The following is a 23,716-nucleotide window of genomic DNA, read 5'->3' as shown; positions in this document are numbered from 1 at the left end:
TAATATGCCTCAGGCCCGCCCCCTCCGCCGCACACTGGGAACGCCACGTTGATGTCTGCTAAACCTTGCTCGCTCAGGCTAATGACTTTGTTGGGGGTCCACTATTTGCTGGAGGGTGAACTTGCATTGGGACGGTTCGCCTTCTGCTTGTGGCTTTGCCTCATCGAAATTGAAGATCATGATGGCGCAGTTGGGGAGTTTTGTTGGGAGCTCGAAGCCCTCTGGGGCTGCAGCCTTAATGAATTGGCGGCTGGCGCTGCCGTGGCTTACTGCTAGGAGGGTTTCTATGCCCTCGGCGCCCATGAGATTGGTGAGGGTGTCTACCATGCGCTCTTGCAGCGCGCGGCTTCCTTCTCCTCCGAAGGGGACCAGGTCCTCGCCCGGATCCCAAACGTCAGTGGGCAGGGCGTCGTGGGGGCCTTCTTCGAAGGTGCCGTAGCAGCGCTCGATAATGCCTTCACAGGGCTCGACTGCTGCGTCCGGGCCGAGGAGCTCGCATGCGACAAGACTTGCCGTGTCCATGGCTCGGCCTAAGGGTGATGAGACTACTTTGTCGGGGACGACGCCGTGAGCTTTGAGCCATGCGGCTGCCATTCCCGCTTGTTTGCGGCCCAGGTCGGTCAGCGGTGAATCGCAGCGGCCCTGGACCAGCTTTTTGACGTTGAACTCCGTCTGACCGTGGCGGAGTAGATACAGCTTCTTCATGCTCTCCCCTTCTGCATAACCTGCTTTGCCGGCACAGCCTTACTCGTGGGCATGGCCTACGTAGTCTTCGTCGATAGTGATTTTGGCGACCGACTTGGGATAATCCGATTCGACCCGTTTCGCCAACGCGCGCTTTAGGTCCTCGGCGCTCATCGCCAAATCCGAGGGGCGCACGCAGTCAAAAATCACGTTGGTGTGCGTGGGGCCCGGAACACAGCGTAGGTCGTGGATCGAGAGGCGACCATCGATCTCCTGGGCCATTGCGTTGATGCGCAGGCGCATGCTCGCCACCTTTGGATCGTCGGTCACGATGGGGTCGTAATGGAGCGTGACAATCATGCCGTCTTCGTTCCTAAACGCCTGCTCAATATTGTCGAGCGTGTCATGGCTTTCCAGAGGGCTGGCCTCGGCTGCCATCTCGGCGTGAGCGCTTGCGAACTTCCTGCCCGGGCCGTAATCGTGAACCATCAGATCGTGAACGCCCAAAACGCCGGGATAGCTCATGATCTTGTCTCGAATGTGCTTGACCAGCTTAGGATCGGGCGTCTGACCCAAAAGCGGGCTCACCGTATCCTGGATGAGTTCAAAACCGCTCCAGCCAATATAGGCGCCAACGGCAAGGCCGACCCATGCGTCAAGATTGATGTGCGTCACCTGCGAAACAATTGCGCACGCCAGCACGGCGCCTGTGGCAAGAACATCGTTCTTGGAATCCTGCGCGGTCGCATGCAGTGTCTCGGACTCAATGCGATCGCCGAGCTTTTGGTTGAGGGCCGCCATCCAGAGCTTTACGACCATCGAAAGCACTAGAACTGCCACCAGGGCAAGCGAGAACTCGACAGGTTCGGGGTGGATGACGCGCTCAACCGAGGACTTCACCAGCTCAACGCCAATCAGCAGCACGAGCGCAGCCACGACCAGACCCGAGAGATACTCGTAGCGACCGTGGCCGTAAGGATGCTCGGGGTCGGCCGGCTTGCTCGCCAGCTTAAAGCCCAGCACGCTCACGATATTCGAGCTGGCATCGGACAGGTTGTTCATGGCATCCGCCACAATCGAAACCGATCCCGACAGCACGCCAATTGCGCCCTTCGCAGCACAAAGCGCAACATTGGCGACAATACACACCATGCCCGCTAACGTGCCCACATGCGCACGATCGCCCTGCGCGCGCCTAACAATCCACTCGACCATCTACATCCGCCCCCACGGTACTACTTATATATCTATTGCTCAAACGGATTGTAGTGTAGCCACTTTGTCTCCCAGATACAAAGAGGCCGCAGCCCGCACGGGCCACGGCCTTGGAGCATGACAAAAGAATCGTCCTTGTGTCACACAGGTTTATGCGCTTACTTCAGCAGCGCTCGCCACTGTTTCGGGCGAATCGGCTCCGTTCCCCGTCGCCTGCCCCTTCGCCGGCACCACGCCAAAGCAGTAGCTCAGCGCCGCAGACACCGCAAATGCCGTGCCGCCGGCAGCGCAGCACCACAGCAGGTTCGAGATGCCGCCCGTGGCAAAGCCAATGACCATGAGGACATTCGTCATGCCGATGGTATAGGCCGTAACGTGGCCCACGGCCGCAACAAGGCCTCCGACGGCGCCGCCAATGGCCATGCACGTCAGGCACCTGCCATATTTAAAGCCGCAACCGTACAGCGCCGGCTCGCTTACGCCGCCAAGAACACCCGAGATTGAATAGCCCAGCATGAGCGTCTTCTCGTCCTTATCCGCAACGCGGAGCGACGCGCCAAAGGGCATGCCCCAAACGGCAAACGTTGCCATCGTCGCGGCGATCAGGATGCACGAATCCGTTCCCACACTCATAAACTGCGCATAGGCGAGCGATAGGACAACGTTGCTGACGCCCGCGATCTTAAGGAACTCCCAGCCCGCGGCAAGCCCCATGAGTGTGAGCAACGATACGATGCCACCGGAATTGCCAAGCATAAACATAAGCTGGCCCAACAGCATGCCCAAATAGCTGCCCGCCGGCGCCGTAATACACAGCGAAACCGGAACCATAACAAGCATGGTCGCAAACGGAACAAACGAAAACGCCACGGCCTTAGGGATAACGCGCTGAAAGAAACACTCCACTTGCCAAAGCACGGGTACCGAGATGAGAATCGGAATAACAGTCGTCGTGTAATCGTTGACCGGCGCGGGAAGCAGGCCATACACGGAAGTCATCGATGCCCCCGTCGTCGATGCGGCATCGACGAGCTTAAGCAGATTGGGCGCAATCAATACGCCGCCCAGCATCATGCCCAGCTGCTCCGAGCAACCGAGCTGGCGGGCGGCCGCCCAACCAAGATAAATAGGCAAGAAGTAGTAGCCGGCGTTATAGAGCCAACTGTAGAACAGGCGATAGATTTCGGAATCGGCAGACCACAGGCCCAGCATGCCTTCGCCCATAATGACGGCGACGGTACGAAACAGCGCCGCGCAGACAATAAACGGCAGCGCCGACATCATGCTTTTGGACAGATAGTCCACCACGGCCATGGCGTTTGATGAAACCGTCGCTGTAAACGAGGTGTTAGAAACTTGTGGCATGGAACGCCTTTCCCAATGTGACATGCGGACTGTCCCCTAGTCACATCGTGCGGTACTGACCGATTGCGCGGTACTTTTCGTAGCGGAGGTTTGTAAGGGTCGCGTCGTCGAGCCGCCCAAGTGTATCGAAGGCATCAAATGCCGAGGACATGACGGCGCCGGCGATCTCCTCATGCGACAGACCCCTATCGTCAACAATGCCGTCGATGATACCGAGCGCCAACAGATCGGGGGCCGTGAGCTTAAGCGCCTCGGCGGCCTCATTCGCGCGCTCGGTATCCTTCCACAGGATCGACGCACAGGCCTCGGGGCTCACGACCGAATAGGCCGAGCTCGAGAGCATCAGGATGCGGTCGGCCACGGACAGTGCCAGCGCGCCACCAGAGCCGCCCTCGCCTGTCACCACCGAGACAATCGGCGTCTTAAGGCCGCTCATCTCCATGAGATTCTGGGCGATGGCCTCGCCCTGACCGCGTTCCTCGGCACCGATGCCGCAAAACGCGCCCGAAGTATCGACCAGGCACAGAACCGGTCGACCAAACTTTTCGGCCTGGCGCATAAGGCGACGCGCTTTGCGGTAGCCCTCGGGATGCGCCATGCCAAAGTTGCGGCGCATACGCTCTTTGGTCGTGGTGCCGCGCTCGATGGCGATGACCGTTACGGGACGTCCGTCTTTCCAGCCAATGCCAGCCACCACAGCAGCGTCGTCGCCAAAGTAACGGTCGCCATGCAGCTCCACAAATCCGTCCAAGCCCAGCGAGATTATCTCACCCGCCGTGGCACGATCTGCCGAGCGGGTCTGCTTGACAATCTCGAGCGCGGTTTTTGGTGCCGCCGAGCGCTTAAACAAGTGTCCCAGCTTTTTGCCGCGGCGACCCGCATGCACAATCTCATGCGGTGCCCCCAGGCTGGGCGCATGCCCTTCGTGCAGCGCCAACAGCTCGCCTACCGTGAGCGCAATCTCGCCGCGCGGAACAACGGCATCGCAAAAGCCGTGCTCCAGCAAAAACTCGGAGCGCTGGAATCCCTTGGGCAGGCGCTTGTGCATGTTCTGCTCGATCACGCGCGGGCCGGCAAATGCCGTCAGCGCATCCGGCTCTGCCAGGATAATGTCGCCCTCCATGGCAAAACTCGCGGTTACGCCTCCGGTCGTGGGGTCGGTGAGCACCGTAATATACAGGCCGCCCGCCTCGCTGTGGCGCCTAACCGCCGCAGAAATCTTGGCCATCTGCATAAGCGAGGTCACGCCCTCTTGCATGCGCGCACCGCCCGAAACGGTAAAGCCGACAACTGGCAATCCCAGCTCGGTCGCACGCTCAAATGCGCGACAGATCTTCTCGCCCACCACGGAGCCCATCGAGCCCATCATAAAGTTGGCGTCCATAAAGAAGAGCGCCGTATCGCAACCGCAGATTTTGCCCTTGCCGCACACAACGGCATCGCGCTCACCCGAACGCTCGCTCACGCTCTTGAGCTTGTCGGCATAGCCGGGAAACGAGAGGAAGTCCTCCGACGCCAGATTGGCATCCCATTCCTCAAACGTGCCCTCGTCGACCGTCATGCGCATGCGCGCGCGACCGCTCACGCGAAAGTGTTTGCCGCAACGAGGGCAGACCTCGAGGTTGTCGTGTAGGCGTGCCTCATCGATCACACGGCGGCACTCCGGGCACTTGATAAACACGTGGCGCGCGGGAAACTCGGCGCACGACTCGGTTATCGGCCCCTCAAGGACATTGACCGTCTTCGCTTTTCTATTCATCAGCATAGAGATGCCCCATCAGATCGGTGTGATACATGCCCGACAAGAACTCGTCGTTTGCCAGCACGTCGAGCTGAAGCTCGCTGTTTTCGCTCACGCCCTCAATCACGAGCTCGCCCAGGGCCGAGCGCATCTTGCGAATGGCGCCGTCGCGCGTGGGCGCACACACGATGAGCTTGCCGAGCATGGAGTCGTAGTACGGCGGAACTGTCGCACCGGTGAACATGGCGGAATCCCAGCGCACGCGCGGACCACCCGGTACGCGCAACGCGGTGACCGTTCCGCATGACGGCAGAAAGTCCGGCGTTTCGGCATTGATGCGGCACTCCATGGCGTGGTTGCGGACCGGCATGTCCTCCTGCTCAAAGGGCAGAGGCTGGCCGGCTGCCACGCGCAGCTGCCACTTGACCAAGTCGGTATCGGTCACAAACTCCGTAACCGGATGCTCCACCTGCAAGCGCGTGTTCATTTCCATAAAGTAGAAATTGCCGTCGTCCGAATACAGGAACTCGATGGTACCGGCTCCTTCGTAGCCGACGGCACGAGCCAGGTCACGCGCTGCCTTGTGCATGCGAGCACGAATGTCGTCATGTCCGTCGAGGCACGGCGCGGGGCTCTCCTCGATCAGCTTTTGGTTGCGACGCTGCACCGAGCACTCGCGCTCGCCGAGCGAAAACACATGGCCCTGCTTATCGGCCATGATCTGCACCTCAACGTGGTGCGCCGGCGCGACGAACTTCTCCATGTAGCACTCGCCGTCGCCAAAGACGGCCTCGCCCTCGGCACGCGCCTCAATGAACGCCTTTGCCGCATCTTCCACGCGCTCGACCTTGCGAATGCCGCGACCGCCACCGCCTGCACGCGCCTTAATAAGCACGGGGCAGCCAATGCGCTCGGCCTCGGCCGTTGCCTCCTCGGGGCTTTTGAGCAAATCGCAGCCCGGCACGATGGGCACGCCCGCCGCGGCAGCCGTTCGACGTGCGGCGTCCTTGTCGCCCATGCTGTCGATGACCTCGGCCGAAGGACCGACAAACGCCAGACCGTACTTGTCGCAGTCGCGCACGAAGCTCGCCTTCTCGGAAAAGAAACCGTAGCCGGGATGGATCGCCTTAGCTCCCGACTTTACGGCACAGGTGAGCACGGCATCGTCGTTGAGGTAGCTCTCGGCAAGACGCGGGCCGCCGATGCAATACGCCTCGTCGGCAAGCTGCACGTGCAGCGCGTCCGCATCGGCCGTGGAGTAGACGGCGACGGTCTTGATGCCCATATCGCGGCACGCGCGGATAACACGGACCGCGACTTCGCCGCGGTTGGCGATGAGCACTTTGTCGAACATGGAGCCTTCCTTAACTTTCGTGCACGAGTGCAAAGGACATATCGGCGCGGCAACACACCTCGCCGTTGACGCTCGCGGTGCCCGTCGCAAACCGGAACGGCCCGCGTGCACGCGTGATGGAGCACACCAGATCCACCGTGTCGCCCGGGCGCACCGGACGCTTAAAGCGCACCTTGTCCAGACTCGTGTAGAACGGCGTCGCGCCGCGCGCCTCCTCATCGCCCATCAGCAACACGCAGCAGTTCTGGGCGAGCATCTCGCACTGAATAACGCCAGGGACGACCGGGTTTCCCGGAAAATGCCCCTGCAAAAAGTACTCGTCGCCCGTAATCGTGATCTTGCCGTGGGCCTCGTCGCCCACCAGCTCGGCTTCGTCGAGCAAAAGCATCGGCTCGCGATGCGGTAACAGTTCTTTAAGCTCTTCTTTGTTCATGGATATCACCTATCCGATCCTCATGAGGCAGCTGCCGAACTCCACGAGGTCGCCGTCGGCCACGCAGATCTCGAGTACCTCGCCATCCGCCTCTGCCGTCACCTCGTTGAGAACCTTCATGGCCTCGATGATGCAGAGGGTCTCGCCGGCCTTGACCTTAGAGCCCACGTGCACAAACGGCTCGTCGCCCGGCGCCGGGGCAGCATAGAAAACGCCGACCATGGGAGCGGTCACCTCGGTGCCCTTGGGCTCCGGCGCGGCGGCAGGCGCCTGCGCGGCGGGCTCCGGTGCGGTGGCAGGCATGGCGACAGGAGCCACCGCCGGAGCAGTCACGGCACCCGGCATAGGCATGGGCACGGCAACCGGCTGCGCGGCGCTCGCGCGCTCGAGCTCGACCGCGGTGCCATCGGGCTCCTCAACACGCACGCGCGTGAGGCCACGGTCCTCCATCACATCGGCTATCTCGGCAAGTCTTTTGGAATCCATGCTCTAGCTCCTCGTATATCTACGCAGCGCGATGGCGGCGTTGTGTCCGCCAAAGCCCAGGTTGGTCGAAAGCGCCCAGGTAAGGTCGGCGCGAACCGCGCGATTGGGCGTGTAGTCAAGATCGCAGGCGGGATCGGGCGTGTGGTAGTTAATGGTCGGCGGCACCACGCCCTGCTCGAGCGCCATGGCGCAGGCCATGACCTCGATGGCGCCCGTGGCACCGATCATGTGGCCGGTCATCGACTTGGTCGACGAGACGTGCGCGGCGCGCGCCGCGTCCTCGCCGAGCGCTCGCTTGATGCCCGCCGTCTCGGACGAATCGTTGAGCTTGGTCGAGGTACCGTGGGCATTGATGTAGAGACCCTCGGAAGGCTTGACGTCACCCTCGGCAACCGCCAGCGATATCGCGCGGGCAATGCCGGCAGCCTCGGGATCGGGGCTCGTGATGTGATAGGCATCATCGGTGTTGCCGTAGCCCACGACCTCGGCATAAATGTGCGCACCGCGCGCCTGCGCATGTTCCATGCTCTCGAGCACGAGCACGCAGGCGCCCTCGCCCATCACAAAGCCGTCGCGGTCTGCATCGAACGGACGGCAGGCCGTCGCGGGATCGGGGTTGGTGGTCAATGCGCGGCAGGACGTAAAGCCCGCAACGGCATCGGGGATAATTGCGGCCTCGGCGCCGCCGGCGAGGATCGCGTCGGCATAGCCGTGCTTGATGGCGCGGAACGCCTCGCCCACGGCATGGGCCGAGGTCGCGCAGGCGGTCACCACGGGCAGGGTCGGGCCCTTTGCCTTGTGGCGGATCGCGATGTTGCCTGAAGCCATGTTGGGAATCATCATCGCAATCATATAGGGCGATGCACGGCGAGGCCCTCGATCGGCAATCGTGTGGACGTTGTCGACGAGTGTCTGCATGCCGCCCACGCCTGAACCCACGTAGACGCCCAGGCGCTCGCGATCGATGGCGCCCTCGACATCAAAGCCCGCATCGTGCATGGCCTCGTCCGACGCTGCCAGGGCAAACTGAACGCAGGGGTCCAGGTGCTTGGCGTCACGCTTGCCAAAGTACTCGTTGCCGTCAAAGCCCTTGACCTCGGCCGCCACCTTAACGGCAAACGCATCGGTATCGAAGTGCGTGATCGGGCCGATGCCGCACGTGCCGGCGCACATTGCCGCCCAGGTGGCAAGCGCGGTGTTGCCGAGCGGCGATACGGCACCGATGCCGGTGATTGCAACTCTCTGTTCCATCATGGTCTCCTCATCCAAGCCGTTGTGTGGCTCTGGTTTCTACATCGCCATTCCGCCGTCGACGCGTATGACTTCGCCCGTAATGTAGGCAGCCGCATCGCTCGCTAAAAAGCGCACCACACCGGCCACCTCCTCGGGCTGCGCCATACGCTTAAGGGGAATCTGCTCCTCGGTTGCCGCGCGAACCTTTTCCGAGAGCTTTGCCGTCATATCCGTCTCGACAAACCCGGGGGCGACCGCGTTCACTCGAACGCCGCGGGGCGCAAGCTCGCGCGCCACCGCCTTGGTCAGGCCGATTATGCCCGCCTTGGAGGCAGCGTAGTTGGCCTGCCCGGCATTGCCCATCAGGCCCACAACCGAGCTCATGTTGATGACGCAACCGCCGCGCTGGCGCATAAAGGTCTTGGTGAGCGCGCGCGTCATATTGAACGTGCCCTTGAGATTGACATCGAGCACGCGGTCGAAGGCATCGTCGCCCATACGCATGAGCAGGCCGTCGCGCGTGATGCCGGCGTTGTTGACGAGCGCCCAAATGGAGCCAAAGTCGTTGAGGACCGTCTCCACGCACGTGTTGACGGCGGCGGGGTCGGCCACGTCACATTGATATGCGCGCGCCGTGGCGCCAGACGCCTCGCAGGCTTCGCACGTCTCGCGCGCCGCATCGACGCTGCCGGCATAGACGACGGCAATATCAAAGCCGTCCTCCGCCAGGCCCACGGCACAAGCGCGACCGATGCCGCGCGAGCCGCCCGTGACCAGCGCCACGCGGCGCGATCCGTCGCGCTCGAGCGCGCCGTTGTTCAAATTGCCCATGTCATTCCTTTCGGGTATCAGCCCTGTGGACTATGCGAGCTCGTCGGCAATAGCTGCGACCTGCTCGGCCGTTTCGCACGAATACACACGAACGTCGCTCAACGTACGCTTGACCAGGCCCGACAGCGTTTTGCCAGGACCGACCTCAATAAACGTGTCGATGCCCTGGTCCTGCAGAGCATGCAGCGTGTCGACCCAGCGCACGGCATGACTCACCTGGTTGGCCAGCACCTCCGATGCCGCCTGCGGGTCGGCCGGATAGGGCGCCGCCGTCATATTTGCCATAACAGGAATGAGCAACGGGGACGGCGCGTGACCGGCTTGGATATATGCAGCAAGGCCACAGGTCGCCTCGGCCATATAGGGGCTATGGAATGCACCCGACACCGCGACCTTCATGGCGCGACCGCCAGCCTCTTTTACCAGGACGTCGAGGGTCTGCAACGCATCGGGCGCTCCGGCCACAACCGTCTGCTGGGGGCTGTTGTAGTTGACCGGCCAACAGTCCTCGCCTGCCTGTTTTGCCAGGCCCTCAACTTGCGCCGCATCGAGCTTGATGACGGCGCGCATGCCGCCGGGGTGACGCTCGGCCGCCATGGCCATCAATGCCGCGCGCTCACACACGAGCTCAAAACCCGCTCGCGTATCGAACGCCCCCGCAAAGGTGAGTGCAGCGACCTCGCCCAGCGAGAATCCCGCACAGGCGGCAGGCACCACGCCGCGCTCGCGCAGGGCGACAGCGACAGCCAAGTCGTGCACGAACACGCAAGGCTGCGTATTCACGGTCTGCGACAGCTCCTCCTTGGAGGCGCTCCGGCACTGCTCACTGGTTCCCGGACGCACCTCGTCGGCGATCGCGAACACCTCCGCAGCCGCCGGCGATGCTTCGATAAGATCGACGCCCATCGCGGGATGCTGGGCACCCTGACCGGCAAACAGAAACGCTACGCTACCCATGCGGACGCACCCTTCAGGACACGCTCGGCGCCATCGACCAGATCGTCGACGATTTCGCGTGCGCTCTGGCGTTCGTTGACCATGCCAGCAATCTGTCCGCACAAATACGAACCCTCTTCGTAATTACCGTCCTTTGCGGCTTTACGAAGCGCGCCCGTGCCCATGGCCCCAAGCTCCTCGGGACTTGCGCCCGCCGCCTCACTTTTGGCGTAGGCATTGGTGAAGGGGCTCTTGAGGGCGCGAACCGGATGTCCCGTCGAGCGACCGGTCGCACGCGTCGACGTGTCGCCTGCCTTGAGCACCAGCTCTTTGTACTGTTCGGATACGGTGCACTCGTTTGCGACCAGAAAGCGTGTTCCCACCTGGACGCCGGCAGCGCCGAGCATAAAGGCGGCCGCCACACCGCGGCCATCGGCGATGCCGCCAGCCGCAACCACGGGAATATCGACCGCATCGACAACCTGCGGCACCAGCGCCATCGTCGAGGTCTCTCCAATATGGCCGCCTGATTCGGTGCCCTCGGCAACCACGGCAGTGGCTCCGCGACGCGCCACGAGACGCGCCAGCGCCACCGAAGCCACGACGGGAATAACCTTGATGCCCGCCTCGTTCCACGCCTTCATGTACTTGGTGGGATTGCCGGCGCCGGTCACCACAACGGGCACCCGCTCATCAATCACCACTTGTGCGACCTCGTCGACAAAAGGGCTCAAGAGCATAACGTTGACGCCAAAGGGCTTATCCGTCTTGGCGCGCAGCTCGTGAATCTGATCGCGCAGCCAGTTTGCGTCGGCATTCATGGCCGCGATAATGCCTAAGCCGCCTGCCTCGGACACGGCAGATGCCAACGAGGCGTCGGCAATCCAGGCCATGCCACCCTGGAACACGGGCTTTTCGATTCCGAGCAAATCGCAGAGAGGAGACTTGAGCATCACTACTTCTCCAATGCCGCCTCGACCGTATCGACGAACTCGCCGACCGTCTTGGGGTTCTCCTCGGTATCGAGCTCAATGCCAAACTCGTCCTCGACGGCAACGAGGATCTCGACGGTACCCAGGCTGTCGAGGCCAATCTCCTCGAGCGTGGACTCGGGCTTCATCTCGACATCGTCAAGGCCGGCGGTCTCACGGATAACGTCGCAAACGCGCTCGAAGGTCTTCTGATCTGCCATGGTAGTTCTCCTTTGTTTGTGCCCCAGGGGCGTTTTCATTTCCTATGTGCAACTACTTCCAGCGAAGTAAATAGCCACCTACATCCAAGCCGGCGCCAAATCCGACCAGGGCGATGGTGTCGCCCGCGTGCAGCGCGCCGGTATTTGCCAGTCGATCGAGAGCAAGCGGAATGCAAGCGCTCGAGATGTTGCCGGTTTCACGCAACGTTCGGACCACACGGTCGTCCGGCACACCCAGGCGCTTGACCGCCTGGCTCAAGATTCGTTCGTTAGCCTGATGGAATACAAAGTGGTCGATGTCCTCGACCGCGATGCCCGCGTCGCAGGCGAGTTTGTTGACCGTGTCGCAGATGGCATTGACGCCAAACTTGAAGACGCGACGGCCGTTCATGGAAAGCACGCTCGCGCTATCTGCGGAGTCCTTAAACGGCGAGGTGCCGACCAGACCGGGAACGCGCAACGTCTCGACGTCGGGCGCTGTCGAAAGCTCAACGGCAAGAGGGTTGTCTCCCCCAGCCCCTATGACCGCAGCACCCGCGCCATCGCCAAAGAGCACGCACGTGGCACGGTCGGTCCAATCGAGCGCGCGCGTCATCTGCTCGGCGGCAACGACAAGCACATGCTTGGCGCGACCGCGGACGATATAGCCCTCGGCGACATCGAGCGCAAATACGAAGCCGGCACAAGCCGCCGAAACGTCGAAGGCTGGACATGTGGCACCCAGGCGCTCAGCAACGGCGCACGCTTCGGCAGGAACGAGATGATCGCCCGTCGTCGTCGAGCAGACGATCAGATCCAGCTGGCTCGCATCGAGTCCGGACGCCTGGAGCGCTTGCTCGCTCGCTGCCACGGCAAGGTCGTCGAGTGACTCGGCGGTGCACACATGGCGGCTCTTGATCCCCGTACGGGTAAAAATCCACTCATCCGAGGTGTCCAGGAACTCGGACAGCTCGTCATTGGAAACACTGCGCGTAGGAAGCGCCGAGCCTGTTCCAAGAATCGTGAAACCCATCACTAACCTCCTTTGCGTTGTTGACGTGTTTACATCGACCAAGAGAGGATAGCGCATTCTTCGCTTTGTTGACGTGTTAACATCAAATTGTCCAAAAGCGACAAAGGCTTCACATTGTGTCTGTCTCTCGACACCATTGCGTTATTCACTTATTCATTAAGGAGGTAGCAGCCGTTATGGATGCCAAATTAACGATAGTCGACGTAACCGGATCGACCAACGATGACCTGCTCGAATCAGGAAAACAGGGAGCGCCGCACGGCACAGGACTTGCCGCCCGCGCGCAAACGGCAGGACGCGGCAGACGCGGCCACAAGTGGGATTCAACCGCCGGCAACCTGTTGCTCTCGATTCTCCTGCGTCCACGTGTTGATCCCGCCAAGTACTCTGGTCTTGCCGCCGTCAGCGGCTTAGCGGTGCTCGAGGCGCTCGAAAAACAGGGTCTTGCTAACGAGATCGGCCTCAAATGGCCCAACGACCTCGTCGCGCGAGGGCGCAAACTCGGCGGCATTCTGGTCGAAGCCGCGCGCGATAACGAAGGCAAACCTTTCGCCGTCTGCGGCATTGGCGTCAATGTGAACTATGTGCCTTCGGAGGTTCCCGATGGCGGCCTGGCGGCAATTGGCCTCTCAGACCTCAACGAGAATGTTCCCGCCGTCGATGTGCTACTCAAGGAGGTCTATTACACCGTCGTAAACGCTGTGGACGCGTGGGCAGATCTGCTCGACGCCATGAAAGAAAACACCGGACCGCTCGCGCCCGTCCACGGCGAATATGTCACTCACCTCAATTGGATTGGAGAGCACGTTATCGCCCGTTCCCCTGCCGGTGACGAGCTGGCACGCGGCATCTTTAAAACCGTCGATGCCTTTGGTCGCGCATGTATCGAAACGGAAGGCGGCTTGCGATCCTTCCATTTTGAGGAGGCATCGCTGCGTCCCTTGAGCGAATAGGGCGCTGCAGCCACCTACTCGGCAGCAATGCCCGGCAGTCCAAACCATTATTCAAAACAAAAGAGCCCCGCTACCGTTATGACAGCGGGGCTCTGTAAGCTATGAGCGATATCGCTTAGAGCTTGATGTCGATGTCGACGCCAGCGGGGAGGTCGAGACGCATGAGCGAATCAACAGTGCCCGAGGTGGGGTCGAGGATGTCGATGAGGCGCTTGTGGGTGCGCATCTCGAACTGCTCACGGGAGTCCTTGTTCACGTGCGGCGAGCGGATAACCGTGTACAGGTTGCGCTCGGTGGGCAGGGGGACAGGACCGGAAACGCGAGCGCCGGTCTTCTGAGCGGTCTCGACGATGAGCTTCGCGGACTGATCGACGACCTCGTGATCATAGCCCTTGAGGCGAATGCGGATCTTCTGGGTAGCCAACTTAAACCTCCAAAGAGTGCGAGAGATGTTCTCGCGGATTACGTAACAGGGAGCTCGAACTTAGGCGTTCTTGCTCATGACCTCGTCCACGATGGACTTGGGCGCGGGCTCATAAGAGTCGAACTGCATCGTGTAGGATGCACGGCCCTGGGTCTGGGAGCGAAGGTCGGTAGCGTAACCGAACATCTCGCCCAGCGGCACCTTGGCACGGATGAGCTTGCTGTTCTTGCGATCCTCCATGCCCTCGATCTTGCCGCGGCGACCGGAGAGGTTGCCCATAACGTCGCCCATGTACTGCTCGGGGGTCTCGACCTCGACAGCCATGATCGGCTCGAGCAGCTGCGGGTCGGACTTCTTGAGAGCGTCCTTGATAGCCATGGAACCGGCGATCTTGAAGGCGGCCTCGGAGGAGTCGACCTCGTGGTAAGAACCGTCGAACAGGGTGACCTTAACGTCGAGGACCGGGAAGCCGGCGATAACACCGGTGTTCAGGGCCTCCTGGATGCCCTTGTCAATGGACGGGATGTACTCCTTGGGCACGACGCCGCCGACGATAGCGTTGACGAACTCGTAGCCGAAGCCCTCCTCCATCTTCTCGAGCTTGATGACGGCGTGGCCGTACTGACCGCGACCACCGGACTGACGGACGAACTTGCCCTCAGCCTTCTCGACGTCGTGACCAGCGGTCTCACGGTAGGCAACCTGGGGCTTACCAACGTTAGCGTCAACCTTGAACTCGCGGAGCAGACGGTCGACGATGATCTCGAGGTGCAGCTCGCCCATGCCGGCGATGATGGTCTGGCCGGTCTCGTGGTTGGTGGACACCTGGAAGGTCGGGTCCTCCTCGGCGAGCTTGGTCAGAGCCAGGGACATCTTGTCCTGCTCGGCCTTGGTCTTGGGCTCGATGGCAACGTCGATAACGGGCTTAGCGAACTCGATCTTCTCGAGGACGATCTCCTTGCCCTCTTCGCACAGGGTGTCACCGGTGGTGGAGTTCTTGAAGCCGACGCAAGCAACGATGTCGCCGGCGGCAGCGTCGTCACGGTCGATACGCTCGGCGGCGTTCATCTCGAGGATGCGGCCGAGGCGCTCGCGCTGACCGTTGGAAGCGTTGATCACGTAGGAGCCAGACTCGGCGCGACCGGAGTAAACGCGGACATAGGTGAGCTTACCGACGAACGGGTCAGTCATGATCTTGAAGACCAGGCCGGAGAAGGGCTCGTCGAAGGAAGGATGACGCTCGATCTCCTCGCCGGTGTCCGGATCGGTACCGGTGACAGCCTCGACGTCGAGCGGGCTGGGCAGGTAGTCGACGACAGCGTCGAGCAGCTCCTGGACGCCCTTGTTCTTGTAGGCGGAGCCCACGAAGACGAGGTTGAGCTCGTTGGCCAGAACACCCTTGCGCAGAGCAGCCTTGAGCTCCTCGACGGTGAAGTCCTCCTCCATGAGGATCTTCTCCATGAGCTCGTCGTCAAAGCTGGCAGCAGCGTCGAGGAGCTCCTCGCGCTTGGTGGCAGCGATGTCAGCGAACTCAGCCGGGATCTCGTCCATCGGCTCGGGGTAGGTCATGCCCTTGTCGTCGGCCTTGAAGTCCCAAGCAGTCATGGTGACCAGGTCGATGACGCCCCAGAAGTTGTCCTCGGCGCCCATCGGGACCTGAGCGGCCACGGCGTTGGCATCGAGACGATCCTTCATGGTCTCGATAGCGTTGAAGAAGTCAGCGCCCACGCGGTCATACTTGTTGATGAAGGCGATGCGGGGGACGTTGAAGGTAGAAGCCTGACGCCAAACGGTCTCAGACTGGGGCTGAACGCCGGCAACGGCGTCGAAGACGGCGACAGCGCCATCGAGGACGCGCAGGCAGCGCTCGACCTCGGCGGTGAAGTCAACGTGGCCCGGGGTGTCGATGATCTGGATGCGGTAGTCCTTACCGTCCTTGTTCCAGAAGCACGTGGTAGCAGCGGAGGTAATGGTTACGCCGCGCTCCTGCTCCTGAACCATCCAGTCCATGGTGGCAGCGCCCTCATGGACCTCACCGATCTTGTGGGTCTTACCGGTGTAGTAAAGAATACGCTCGGTCGTGGTGGTCTTACCGGCATCGATGTGAGCCATGATGCCGATGTTACGGGTATCGGAAAGCTTGTACTTAGGCTTAGCCATGTTAGTTCCTTACCTTAACTTACCAACGATAGTGAGAGAACGCGCGGTTGGCCTCGGCCATCTTGAAGACGTCCTCACGCTTCTTGACGGAAGCGCCCAGGCCGTTGGAAGCGTCGAGGATCTCGTTGGCGAGACGCTCGGCCATGGTCTTCTCCTTGCGAGCGCGGGAGAAGTTGACGATCCAGCGGATACCCAGAGCGGTGGAACGACGGGAGTTGACCTCCATCGGGACCTGATAGGTAGCGCCACCGACACGCTTGGGCTTAACCTCGAGCGTGGGCTTGACGTTGTCCATAGCCTTCTTGAAGGTAGCGAGAGCGTCGCCACCCTCGGACTTCTCGGCAACGATCTCGAAAGCGGTGTAAACGATGCGCTCAGCGGTGGCCTTCTTGCCGTCAAGAAGGACCTTGTTGATGAGCTGAGTCACCAGGCGGTTGTTGTAAACGGCGTCAGGCTGAACCTCACGACGATTAGCTGCTGCACGACGCGGCATGTGAAATCTCCTTAAGTGTCTACCGTGCGGCGCTTAGGCGGCACACGGCGAAAGTATCAAAACGTTATCTGGCTTATTTAGCCTTGGGGCGCTTAGCACCGTACTTGGAACGGGCCTGCATACGGTTCTGGACCGGAGCAGCGTCGTAGGCGCCACGGATGACGTGATAACGGACACCAGGGAGGTCACGGACACGACCGCCGCGGACGAGCACGATGGAGTGCTCCTGCAGGTTGTGGCCCTCACCCGGGATGTAAGCAGTAACTTCGATGCCGTTGACAAGGCGAACACGGGCAACCTTACGAAGAGCCGAGTTCGGCTTCTTGGGGCTCGTGGTGAAGACGCGGGTGCACACGCCGCGCTTCTGGGAGTTGTGCTGCAGAGCAGCGTTCTTGGACTTCTTGGGCACGGAACGACGGCCCTGGCGAACCAGCTGGTTAATAGTAGGCAAAGCGTACTCCTTCTCGAATGATTCCAGCTTTCTGTAAAGTGCAACGGCTTGAATCGAGGGGTCAGCATCCCCCTACGAAACACGCAGTTCGTTAGGATACGTGGCGTTAGCTGTGCCGTCAACAGACCACGCCGCCGGGCGTATCCCAAAATAGGCACATTTCCGCAAACCCTACACAAAAGGAATCTTCTTCTGTGCGCGGGGGCGGATCCCCGGCCCGGGCGGCCCAGGTTTTAAGTTTGCTGCTCTACAGTCCTGGCTCGCACGGAGGCCACATTAAGTGGCCTCCGGCTCGTGCGGAACTCGCGACAAACTTAACCCCCGCGCCGCCCGGGCCGGGAATCCGACGTGCTCGGCGGGGCAACGCCACCTGCCAAAAAGGGACAGGTTTATTTTGGTCGGTTTTATCTGGGGAAACGTCGCGCTCCAGCGGTGATCTGCTCTCATCTGTCGCATGGAAATCGGCGGCGTTTCCATTTAACGCAAAAGAGGCCGCTTCCCCTAGTAGGAAGCGACCCCAAATCTTACGAATAGACGATGGTAAAGGGCTCTTTCGTTTCGGTCTCCCCTGTTGATGTATACCTCACAATTTCAAGGGTTACCGAGACAACTTGATCGACATCAATCAACTTCGTTGGCACCCAGATGTTCTCTCCGCTATTGCGCCCATAAGAAAAATATAAGTTGAACACCCCTGCGTCGTCATCTTCGATAATCTGCTCCGATCCATCCTTGTAGCTGACGGTCAGCTTATTATCAACTGCTTCATAGCCCAAATCATCGATGTGCGTCTGGATGGAAAACGGGCTAATCTCAAGAGGCGAGTCACCGGAGCGGAGTTCCTTTGTATCGACGTACGCTCCAATATTGAACTCGGGTGTCGACGCCTCAAACCGCCTCGCACTCTCACCTTCACCCTCGGTCCAATGGATATTCCAGGTGACAGCATGTTGCAAATCTCGCTCGCGATCCATAGCGGCAAAGTACATCGTGCCATTAATGACAGTATCGCTTGATGTGTCCTTATCAATTGTGCTGCGTGTGTCAGGCCATTCCTCGCCGAACTTCATATCGGGCGTGCCGATGCCCTGCTCTTCTTCACCATAGAGAACAAGTTCGCCAATCTCTGCTGCTGGCTTGTAGTAGTTAACTCCATTTGGATTGGACAACGTAAACGTCACGGCTCCGCAGCCGTTTTGGTCGATTGCCATCTCATGGATATCAAGCGTATAGCCGTTGCCCTCGACGGACAGATTAACCTCCTGGACTGCGCCTTCCAGGCTTTGGGGCGCGATGCCATCGCCAAACTCTCTGGTGTAGGTATATTTAGTTCCCGATGAGCCGCCGTTGGTCCAGGTAATGGAATCCCCGTTGCCGTGGTTTCCCCAGGCAGAGGCAAAATAGCTGGAATTGACGACGGCGTAGGCGACCCCTCCGGTCGCCAGCACTCCGGCAAGGCATCCGATCACGGCAACATACAGAGGCTTCGCGTGACCCTTTCGGCGAAGCGGCTCACCAGCAGCGGCATAAAGAACACGGTCAGCAAGATCGCTATCGGCTTGGACGGACTCGAAGGCCTGCTTGATTTGATTGGATTTCACGGTCGCCCTCCTCTAGGATGAACTTGAGCTTCGATCTGCCGCGAGCCAACCGCGTTCGAACAGTCGCGGCTGGCACATGCAATAACTCGGCAATCTCTGAGGTCGAAAAGCCCAGATAGTAATAGAGCATGATGGGAACACGGAATCGTTCCGGAAGTCGCATAACGTCTGACAGGACCGCCTTGGTCTCCTCCTGCGCCGTCGAAAGCGAATCGGCCAGGTTCTCAATATCCTCCACACGCCTCCATGGCTTTCGAAAGAGAGATTTGCATTCATTGATCGTGACCCGGATAAGCCATCGACGAAGATGTTCCCAGCTTTCAAATTGCGCATCGCTTTTGAGTAACTTCAGAAAGACGTCTTGAGCGACATCGTCGGCATCGGCACGATCGCGCAGATACGTCAATGCGATTCGAAACACGACATCCCTGTGATCTTCGACCGCCTGTCTAAAAGCTTGTTCTTCCATAATCACCTCCCGGTGACGTTAATGATTCTTGATGAGGCCCTCACCATAGATACGCTCTTGCCGGACGAAATGTTTCAAATTCAAGCAGGAAAAACCTACCAAAATAAACCTGTCCCTTTTTGGCAGGTTTTCTTCAACAAAAAAGGCCCGCCCCCCTGTTGGGAAGCGGGTCTTTGGAAGGGCGGTTAACGTACTTGGAAGTTACTCCTCGTCGTTGTCCTTGGCCTCTTCGGCGTCGTCGGTGTCTACGAGCTGGTTGAGCAGCTCGTCGAGGGAAGCCATGTCCTCGTTGATGGCACCGTTGGCGGGAGCCTTCTTGTCGTCGATCGGGGCGCCCAGGAGCTCCTCGTCGGCGTCAGCGTGATGCGTCGGCGCGGCGGAGGTGCCCAGCAGGATGTCGTCCGGACCGTCGGGGCTAAAGACCATCTGCAGCAGCTGCGAGAGGTCTTCCTCGTCGGCAACGTCGTCGTTGTTCTCGAGGATGTAGAGCAGGTCGTGGGCCTCCAGGCCGTCACGGAGCTCCTCGATTGCCTTGGCACCGATGCCATCGATGCGCAGCAGATCCTCCTCGGACTTGCCGACCAGGTCGCCGACCGTCTCGATGCCAACCTCGCTGAACTTGTTGGTCCAGCGCTGCGACACGCCCAGGTCGTCGAACAGGTACAGACGAGCCTTCTCGGCGGAGATGGTGTGGCCGTTGCGGGTGAACGAACCGTCAGCACCACCGAACTCGTCGTAGCCGGCCCAGTCGAGCTGCTGCGGGAGCTGCTCGTCCAGGTCCTTGAGCTCCACAGGAGCCCACTCGGGCAGCGACTTGGCGTTGGGCGAAGCCGGGCCGTCGATGTCGACATAGCCGTCGGCCGTGCGATACGTCAGCTTGGCGTTGGCGTACGGCTTGAGGCCAGTACCAGCCGGGATCTTCTTACCGACGATGACGTTGGACTTAAGGTCGAGCAGGTGGTCGACCTTGCCCTCGATGGCAGCCTCGGTAAGGACGCCGGCGGTACGGATGAACGAAGCGCTCGACAGCCAGGAGTCGATGTTGGACGCGACCTTGAGCGTACCCAGGATGACGGGCTCGGCCACGGGAGCCTGACCGCCCAGACGGGCAACGCGCTCGACCTCGTCGGCAAACTCGTAGCGGTCGACGTACTGACCAAGCAGGTACTTGGAGTCACCGGGGTTGGTGATCTGAACGCGACGCAGCATCTGACGTGCGAGCACCTCGATGTGCTTGTCGTTCAGGTCGACGCCCTGGCTGGTGTAGACGTCCTTGACGCTCTCGACGAAGGTGTGCATCGTCGACTCGATGTCGGTCAGCTTGCGCAGGTTGCGGAAGTTGACGAAGCCCTTGGTGATCTGGTCGCCGGCGCGAACCTCGCAGCCGTCCTCGATCTCGGGCATAAAGCGCACCGATGCGGGGACGCGACGCTCGTCGAGGACACGGGTGTGATCCTCGGAGTCGGTGAGCGTCAGCACGTACTCGGACTTCTCGGGCTTAATCGAGAGGTGGCCGGAGTACGGAGCCAGCTCGGCCTCGCGACCCAGGATCTTCTCGTTGACGTTGCCGACGATATCGAACATACGGCTGACCGTAGGCAGACCCTGCGTAATATCGTCGACGCCAGCGACGCCGCCGGAGTGAATGGTACGCATCGTAAGCTGCGTACCGGGCTCGCCGATGGACTGGGCGGCAATAATGCCGACGGCAGTACCGATGGCGACCGGACGACGGGTGGAAAGATCCCAGCCGTAGCACTTCTGGCACACGCCGTACTTGGAGCGGCAGGTGAGCAGCGCGCGAAGCTTGACCTTCTTGAGGCCCGCATCGACCATCTTCTGGATGTCGGCGACCTTCTCGATGTAGCCGTCCTGCTCAAAGAGCACGGTGCCATCGGGAGCCACGACGTCCTCGATGAAGCAACGGCCGACGAGGTCGGTGTTGAGGTCAGTGGTGCCGGGGATGATGAGGTTGTAGGTGACGCCCTCGTGCGTACCGCAGTCCTCCTCGCGGACGATGACGTCCTGGGCCACGTCGACCAGACGACGGGTCAGGTAACCAGAGTCCGAGGTGTGGGATGCGGTATCGACCAGGCCCTTACGGGCGCCGTAGGTCGAAATGAAGTACTCGAGCGGCAGCAGGCCCTCGCGGAAGTTCGCCTTAATGGGAAGGTCGATCGTCTCGCCGGACATGTCTGCCATCAGACCACGCATGCCACCGAGCTGACGCAGCTGGGTCTTAGAACCACGGGCGCCGGAGTCGGCCATCATGTACAGCGGGTTCTCCTCGTCGAACATGTCGAGCATGAGCGCTGCGACCTTGTCGGTACAAGCGGTCCACTCGTTAACGACTTCGATGTGGCGCTCCGTCTCGTTGATGAAGCCCTCCTCGAAGTACTCGTTGATCTGGTCGACGTTGGCCTGGGCGCGATCGAGCAGCTCCTGCTTCTCGGCAGGGATGAGAGCGTCCCACACCGAGATGGTGAGGCCGGCGCGGGTAGCGTAGTGGAAGCCGGAGTACTTGATGGCGTCGAGGATCGGGCCGACCTTGGCCTCGGGGTAACGATCGCAGCAGTCGGCAACCAGCTTGGCCACGTCGCCCTTGACCATCTTGTAGTTCATGAACTCATAGTCTTCGGGCAGGCACTGGCGGTTGAAGATGATGCGGCCGATGGAGGTCTCGAAGCGCGCGGTCTTGTTGCCGGTGACGTCGTAGTCGACAAACTCGTTCTTGCCGTTCTTAACGCGGAAGATACGGGTGCCGTCCTCGTTGATGACATTGGCGTCGGCAGCGGACACGCGGACCTGAATCTTGGCCTGCATGTCGACCTCGGAGCGGCAGTCATAGGCGTGCAGCGCGTCGTCGAAGCTGGCGAACACGTGGTTCTCGCCCGGCAGACCGTCGCGGACCTGGGTCAGGTAGTACACACCGATGATCATGTCCTGCGAGGGGATGTTAACCGGCTTGCCGGATGCCGGCGAGCGCAGGTTGTTCGCAGAGAGCATGAGCACGCGGGCCTCGGCCTGAGCCTGGCTGGACAGCGGCACGTGGACAGACATCTGGTCGCCGTCGAAGTCGGCGTTGAAGGGCGAGCAGACCAGCGGATGCAGGTGGATAGCCTTGCCCTCGACCAGCACCGGCTCAAAGGCCTGGATGGACAGACGGTGCAGGGTCGGTGCACGGTTGAGCAGCACGACGCGGCCGTCGATGACCTCTTCGAGGATGTCCCACACAAAGGTGGCACCGCGGTCGATAGCGCGCTTGGCACCCTTGATGTTCTCGACCTTGCCAAGCTCGACCAGGCGCTTCATGACGAAGGGCTTGAAGAGCTCCAGCGCCATGGTCTTGGGCAGACCGCACTGGTGCAGCAGCAGCTTGGGGTCGGTAACGATAACCGAACGGCCGGAGTAGTCGACACGCTTACCCAGCAGGTTCTGACGGAAACGACCCTGCTTGCCCTTGAGGGCCTCGGCGAGCGACTTGAGCGGGCGACCGCCACGGCCAGAGACCGGACGACCACGACGGCCGTTGTCGAACAGGGCGTCCACGGACTCCTGGAGCATGCGCTTCTCGTTGTTCACGATGATCGCGGGGGCGTCCAGGTCGAGCAGGCGCTTGAGTCGGTTGTTACGGTTGATCACGCGACGATACAGGTCGTTGAGGTCGGACGCGGCGAAGCGGCCGCCGTCGAGCTGGACCATCGGGCGCAGATCGGGCGGAATGACCGGGATGACGTCCAGGATCATGTTCGCGGGGCTGTTGCCGCCCTTCAGGAAGGCGTCAACGACCTCAAGGCGCTTGACGGCCTTCTCGCGCTTCTGCTTCTGGGAATCCTCGTCGGCAATGATGGCCTTGAGCTTCTCGGCCTCGGAGGGGAGGTCGATGGCAGCGAGCAGGTCGCGGACGGCCTCGGCACCCATGCCACCCTTGAAGTACATCGAGTAGTAGCGGGTCATCTCGCGGAACAGCGGCTCATCGGAAATGAGGTCGCGCTCGCTGAGCTTCATGAAGGCGTTGAAGGCGTCCGTGCGGAGCTGCTTCTCGTCCTTGCACTCTTCCTCGATGTCGACGATGCCGGAGGCGATCTCCTCGGGGGTCAGCGGCTCCTCGTCGGAGAACTCGTCAAAGTTCTCGGGGTCGCCCTGCTCCTTGAGGGACTCGATCTGGCGGGCGCACTCGGCATCGATCTCTTCCAGATCGGCGGCGAGCTCCTCGCGCAGGTCGTCGGCGTCGGCCTCGCGAGCCTCGTAGTCGACCTCGGTGATGATGTAGCTGGCAAAGTACAGAACCTTCTCGAGGTCCTTGGACTTGATGTCGAGCATACGGCTCATCGGGAAGCTCGTGGGGCTCTTGAAGTACCAGATGTGGGACACGGGAGCGGCGAGCTCGATGTGGCCCATGCGGTCGCGACGCACCTTGGCCGAGGTGACCTCGACGCCGCAGCGCTCGCAAACGATGCCCTTAAAGCGGATGCCCTTGTACTTGCCGCAGGAGCACTCCCAGTCCTTGGCGGGACCGAAAATCTTCTCGCAGAACAGGCCGTCCTTCTCGGGCTTGAGGGTACGGTAATTGATGGTCTCCGGCTTCTTGACCTCACCGTGCGACCAGGAACGGATCTGGTCGGCGGAGGCAAGGGAGATCTTTACCGAGTCAAAATCAGTAGCTTCGAAATCTGCCACAGT

General features: G+C 60.9%; 22 protein-coding genes. 2 read left to right on the top strand and 20 right to left on the bottom strand.

Annotated elements, in window-relative coordinates; all coding sequences use genetic code 11:
• Positions 1-78: 78 nt before the first annotated feature.
• From ABCN01_RS08265 to ABCN01_RS08205, 13 genes are all read right to left on the bottom strand, one after another.
• Complete coding sequence (locus ABCN01_RS08265; protein WP_342995748.1) at positions 79-705, bottom strand: histidine phosphatase family protein; 627 nt, start codon at positions 703-705, stop codon at positions 79-81.
• 39 nt (positions 706-744) lie between these two features.
• Positions 745-1,899 carry a cation diffusion facilitator family transporter gene (locus ABCN01_RS08260; protein WP_342995749.1) on the bottom strand — a complete coding sequence of 385 codons (1,155 nt, stop codon included), beginning with the start codon at positions 1,897-1,899 and terminating at the stop codon, positions 745-747.
• A gap of 150 nt (positions 1,900-2,049) precedes the next feature.
• Complete coding sequence (locus ABCN01_RS08255; protein WP_342995750.1) at positions 2,050-3,264, bottom strand: PTS sugar transporter subunit IIC; 1,215 nt, start codon at positions 3,262-3,264, stop codon at positions 2,050-2,052.
• Positions 3,265-3,304: 40 nt separating this feature from the next.
• On the bottom strand, positions 3,305-5,029 hold the full coding sequence (gene accD / locus ABCN01_RS08250) for an acetyl-CoA carboxylase, carboxyltransferase subunit beta (RefSeq protein ID WP_343014249.1): 1,725 nt from the start codon (positions 5,027-5,029) through the stop codon (positions 3,305-3,307).
• Positions 5,016-6,359: an acetyl-CoA carboxylase biotin carboxylase subunit gene (locus ABCN01_RS08245; protein WP_117765058.1), complete on the bottom strand. Its 1,344-nt coding sequence runs from the start codon at positions 6,357-6,359 to the stop codon at positions 5,016-5,018. The genes accD and ABCN01_RS08245 overlap by 14 nt, the downstream gene beginning before the upstream one ends.
• Positions 6,360-6,369: 10 nt before the next feature.
• Positions 6,370-6,792, bottom strand: coding sequence for a 3-hydroxyacyl-ACP dehydratase FabZ (gene fabZ, locus ABCN01_RS08240; RefSeq protein WP_342995752.1), 423 nt, complete (start codon positions 6,790-6,792; stop codon positions 6,370-6,372).
• Positions 6,793-6,801: 9 nt separating this feature from the next.
• Positions 6,802-7,278, bottom strand: coding sequence for an acetyl-CoA carboxylase biotin carboxyl carrier protein (accB, locus tag ABCN01_RS08235; RefSeq protein WP_342995753.1), 477 nt, complete (start codon positions 7,276-7,278; stop codon positions 6,802-6,804).
• 3 nt (positions 7,279-7,281) lie between these two features.
• A complete protein-coding gene (gene fabF / locus ABCN01_RS08230; protein WP_342995754.1) occupies positions 7,282-8,529 on the bottom strand; it encodes a beta-ketoacyl-ACP synthase II in 1,248 nt (415 codons plus the stop codon).
• Between the two features lie 39 nt (positions 8,530-8,568).
• Entirely contained in the window at positions 8,569-9,342 is a 774-nt protein-coding gene (gene fabG, locus ABCN01_RS08225) for a 3-oxoacyl-[acyl-carrier-protein] reductase (protein WP_342995755.1), read from the bottom strand.
• Positions 9,343-9,372: 30 nt separating this feature from the next.
• Positions 9,373-10,299 carry an ACP S-malonyltransferase gene (locus tag ABCN01_RS08220; RefSeq protein ID WP_342995756.1) on the bottom strand — a complete coding sequence of 309 codons (927 nt, stop codon included), beginning with the start codon at positions 10,297-10,299 and terminating at the stop codon, positions 9,373-9,375.
• Positions 10,287-11,231 (bottom strand): enoyl-[acyl-carrier-protein] reductase FabK, encoded by a 945-nt coding sequence (gene fabK, locus ABCN01_RS08215; protein WP_342995757.1) that lies wholly within the window; start codon positions 11,229-11,231, stop codon positions 10,287-10,289. Before fabK ends, ABCN01_RS08220 begins: the two co-directional genes overlap by 13 nt.
• 2 nt (positions 11,232-11,233) lie before the next feature.
• Positions 11,234-11,470: an acyl carrier protein gene (locus ABCN01_RS08210; RefSeq protein ID WP_055285196.1), complete on the bottom strand. Its 237-nt coding sequence runs from the start codon at positions 11,468-11,470 to the stop codon at positions 11,234-11,236.
• Between the two features lie 52 nt (positions 11,471-11,522).
• A complete protein-coding gene (locus ABCN01_RS08205) occupies positions 11,523-12,482 on the bottom strand; it encodes a beta-ketoacyl-ACP synthase 3 (RefSeq protein WP_342995760.1) in 960 nt (319 codons plus the stop codon).
• 176 nt (positions 12,483-12,658) lie between these two features.
• Here ABCN01_RS08205 and ABCN01_RS08200 point away from each other — a divergent pair, with 176 nt between their 5' ends.
• On the top strand, positions 12,659-13,435 hold the full coding sequence (locus ABCN01_RS08200) for a biotin--[acetyl-CoA-carboxylase] ligase (RefSeq protein WP_342995762.1): 777 nt from the start codon (positions 12,659-12,661) through the stop codon (positions 13,433-13,435).
• A 115-nt stretch (positions 13,436-13,550) separates the two neighbouring features.
• Here the strand turns inward: ABCN01_RS08200 and rpsJ are convergent, their stop codons facing one another.
• The 6 genes from rpsJ to ABCN01_RS08170 all read right to left on the bottom strand — a co-directional run bounded on the left by rpsJ (position 13,551) and on the right by ABCN01_RS08170 (position 19,033).
• A complete protein-coding gene (rpsJ, locus tag ABCN01_RS08195) occupies positions 13,551-13,859 on the bottom strand; it encodes a 30S ribosomal protein S10 (RefSeq protein ID WP_022094184.1) in 309 nt (102 codons plus the stop codon).
• A 60-nt stretch (positions 13,860-13,919) separates the two neighbouring features.
• Positions 13,920-16,019, bottom strand: coding sequence for an elongation factor G (fusA, locus tag ABCN01_RS08190; protein WP_342995763.1), 2,100 nt, complete (start codon positions 16,017-16,019; stop codon positions 13,920-13,922).
• Positions 16,020-16,038: 19 nt separating this feature from the next.
• Entirely contained in the window at positions 16,039-16,512 is a 474-nt protein-coding gene (gene rpsG, locus ABCN01_RS08185; protein WP_006235013.1) for a 30S ribosomal protein S7, read from the bottom strand.
• A 73-nt stretch (positions 16,513-16,585) separates the two neighbouring features.
• Positions 16,586-16,963 (bottom strand): 30S ribosomal protein S12, encoded by a 378-nt coding sequence (gene rpsL / locus ABCN01_RS08180; RefSeq protein WP_006235012.1) that lies wholly within the window; start codon positions 16,961-16,963, stop codon positions 16,586-16,588.
• Positions 16,964-17,487: 524 nt separating this feature from the next.
• The gene (locus tag ABCN01_RS08175; RefSeq protein WP_195569127.1) at positions 17,488-18,564 is read right to left on the bottom strand and encodes a DUF4179 domain-containing protein; all 1,077 of its coding nucleotides are present in this window, start codon (positions 18,562-18,564) and stop codon (positions 17,488-17,490) included.
• Complete coding sequence (locus ABCN01_RS08170) at positions 18,515-19,033, bottom strand: RNA polymerase sigma factor (protein WP_195364297.1); 519 nt, start codon at positions 19,031-19,033, stop codon at positions 18,515-18,517. Before ABCN01_RS08170 ends, ABCN01_RS08175 begins: the two co-directional genes overlap by 50 nt.
• A 21-nt stretch (positions 19,034-19,054) precedes the next feature.
• On the opposite strand from ABCN01_RS08170, the gene ABCN01_RS08165 reads away from it, so the two are divergent.
• A complete protein-coding gene (locus tag ABCN01_RS08165; RefSeq protein WP_342995764.1) occupies positions 19,055-19,222 on the top strand; it encodes a hypothetical protein in 168 nt (55 codons plus the stop codon).
• Positions 19,223-19,234: 12 nt separating this feature from the next.
• Here the strand turns inward: ABCN01_RS08165 and ABCN01_RS08160 are convergent, their stop codons facing one another.
• Positions 19,235-23,713, bottom strand: coding sequence for a DNA-directed RNA polymerase subunit beta' (locus ABCN01_RS08160; RefSeq protein WP_342995765.1), 4,479 nt, complete (start codon positions 23,711-23,713; stop codon positions 19,235-19,237).
• Between the last annotated feature and the right edge of the window lie 3 nt (positions 23,714-23,716).

Origin of the sequence: Collinsella aerofaciens, from assembly GCF_039062365.1 — a bacterium.
GTDB lineage: Bacteria > Actinomycetota > Coriobacteriia > Coriobacteriales > Coriobacteriaceae > Collinsella.
This window is presented reverse-complemented; position numbering and strand designations above follow the sequence as displayed.

What these genes read in the sequence shown, in the direction of transcription:
- ABCN01_RS08210 (WP_055285196.1), bottom strand. Translation starts at nt 11,470, where the DNA reads ATGGCAGATCAGAAGACCTTCGAGCGCGTTTGCGACGTTATCCGTGAG.
- fusA (WP_342995763.1), bottom strand. Translation starts at nt 16,019, where the DNA reads ATGGCTAAGCCTAAGTACAAGCTTTCCGATACCCGTAACATCGGCATC.
- ABCN01_RS08265 (WP_342995748.1), bottom strand. Translation starts at nt 705, where the DNA reads ATGAAGAAGCTGTATCTACTCCGCCACGGTCAGACGGAGTTCAACGTC.
- fabG (WP_342995755.1), bottom strand. Translation starts at nt 9,342, where the DNA reads ATGGGCAATTTGAACAACGGCGCGCTCGAGCGCGACGGATCGCGCCGC.
- ABCN01_RS08200 (WP_342995762.1), top strand. Translation starts at nt 12,659, where the DNA reads ATGGATGCCAAATTAACGATAGTCGACGTAACCGGATCGACCAACGAT.
- ABCN01_RS08245 (WP_117765058.1), bottom strand. Translation starts at nt 6,359, where the DNA reads ATGTTCGACAAAGTGCTCATCGCCAACCGCGGCGAAGTCGCGGTCCGT.
- accD (WP_343014249.1), bottom strand. Translation starts at nt 5,029, where the DNA reads ATGCTGATGAATAGAAAAGCGAAGACGGTCAATGTCCTTGAGGGGCCG.
- ABCN01_RS08255 (WP_342995750.1), bottom strand. Translation starts at nt 3,264, where the DNA reads ATGCCACAAGTTTCTAACACCTCGTTTACAGCGACGGTTTCATCAAAC.
- ABCN01_RS08220 (WP_342995756.1), bottom strand. Translation starts at nt 10,299, where the DNA reads ATGGGTAGCGTAGCGTTTCTGTTTGCCGGTCAGGGTGCCCAGCATCCC.
- fabK (WP_342995757.1), bottom strand. Translation starts at nt 11,231, where the DNA reads ATGCTCAAGTCTCCTCTCTGCGATTTGCTCGGAATCGAAAAGCCCGTG.
- ABCN01_RS08260 (WP_342995749.1), bottom strand. Translation starts at nt 1,899, where the DNA reads ATGGTCGAGTGGATTGTTAGGCGCGCGCAGGGCGATCGTGCGCATGTG.
- ABCN01_RS08205 (WP_342995760.1), bottom strand. Translation starts at nt 12,482, where the DNA reads ATGGGTTTCACGATTCTTGGAACAGGCTCGGCGCTTCCTACGCGCAGT.
- accB (WP_342995753.1), bottom strand. Translation starts at nt 7,278, where the DNA reads ATGGATTCCAAAAGACTTGCCGAGATAGCCGATGTGATGGAGGACCGT.
- fabZ (WP_342995752.1), bottom strand. Translation starts at nt 6,792, where the DNA reads ATGAACAAAGAAGAGCTTAAAGAACTGTTACCGCATCGCGAGCCGATG.
- ABCN01_RS08165 (WP_342995764.1), top strand. Translation starts at nt 19,055, where the DNA reads ATGATTCTTGATGAGGCCCTCACCATAGATACGCTCTTGCCGGACGAA.
- fabF (WP_342995754.1), bottom strand. Translation starts at nt 8,529, where the DNA reads ATGGAACAGAGAGTTGCAATCACCGGCATCGGTGCCGTATCGCCGCTC.
- ABCN01_RS08170 (WP_195364297.1), bottom strand. Translation starts at nt 19,033, where the DNA reads ATGGAAGAACAAGCTTTTAGACAGGCGGTCGAAGATCACAGGGATGTC.
- rpsG (WP_006235013.1), bottom strand. Translation starts at nt 16,512, where the DNA reads ATGCCGCGTCGTGCAGCAGCTAATCGTCGTGAGGTTCAGCCTGACGCC.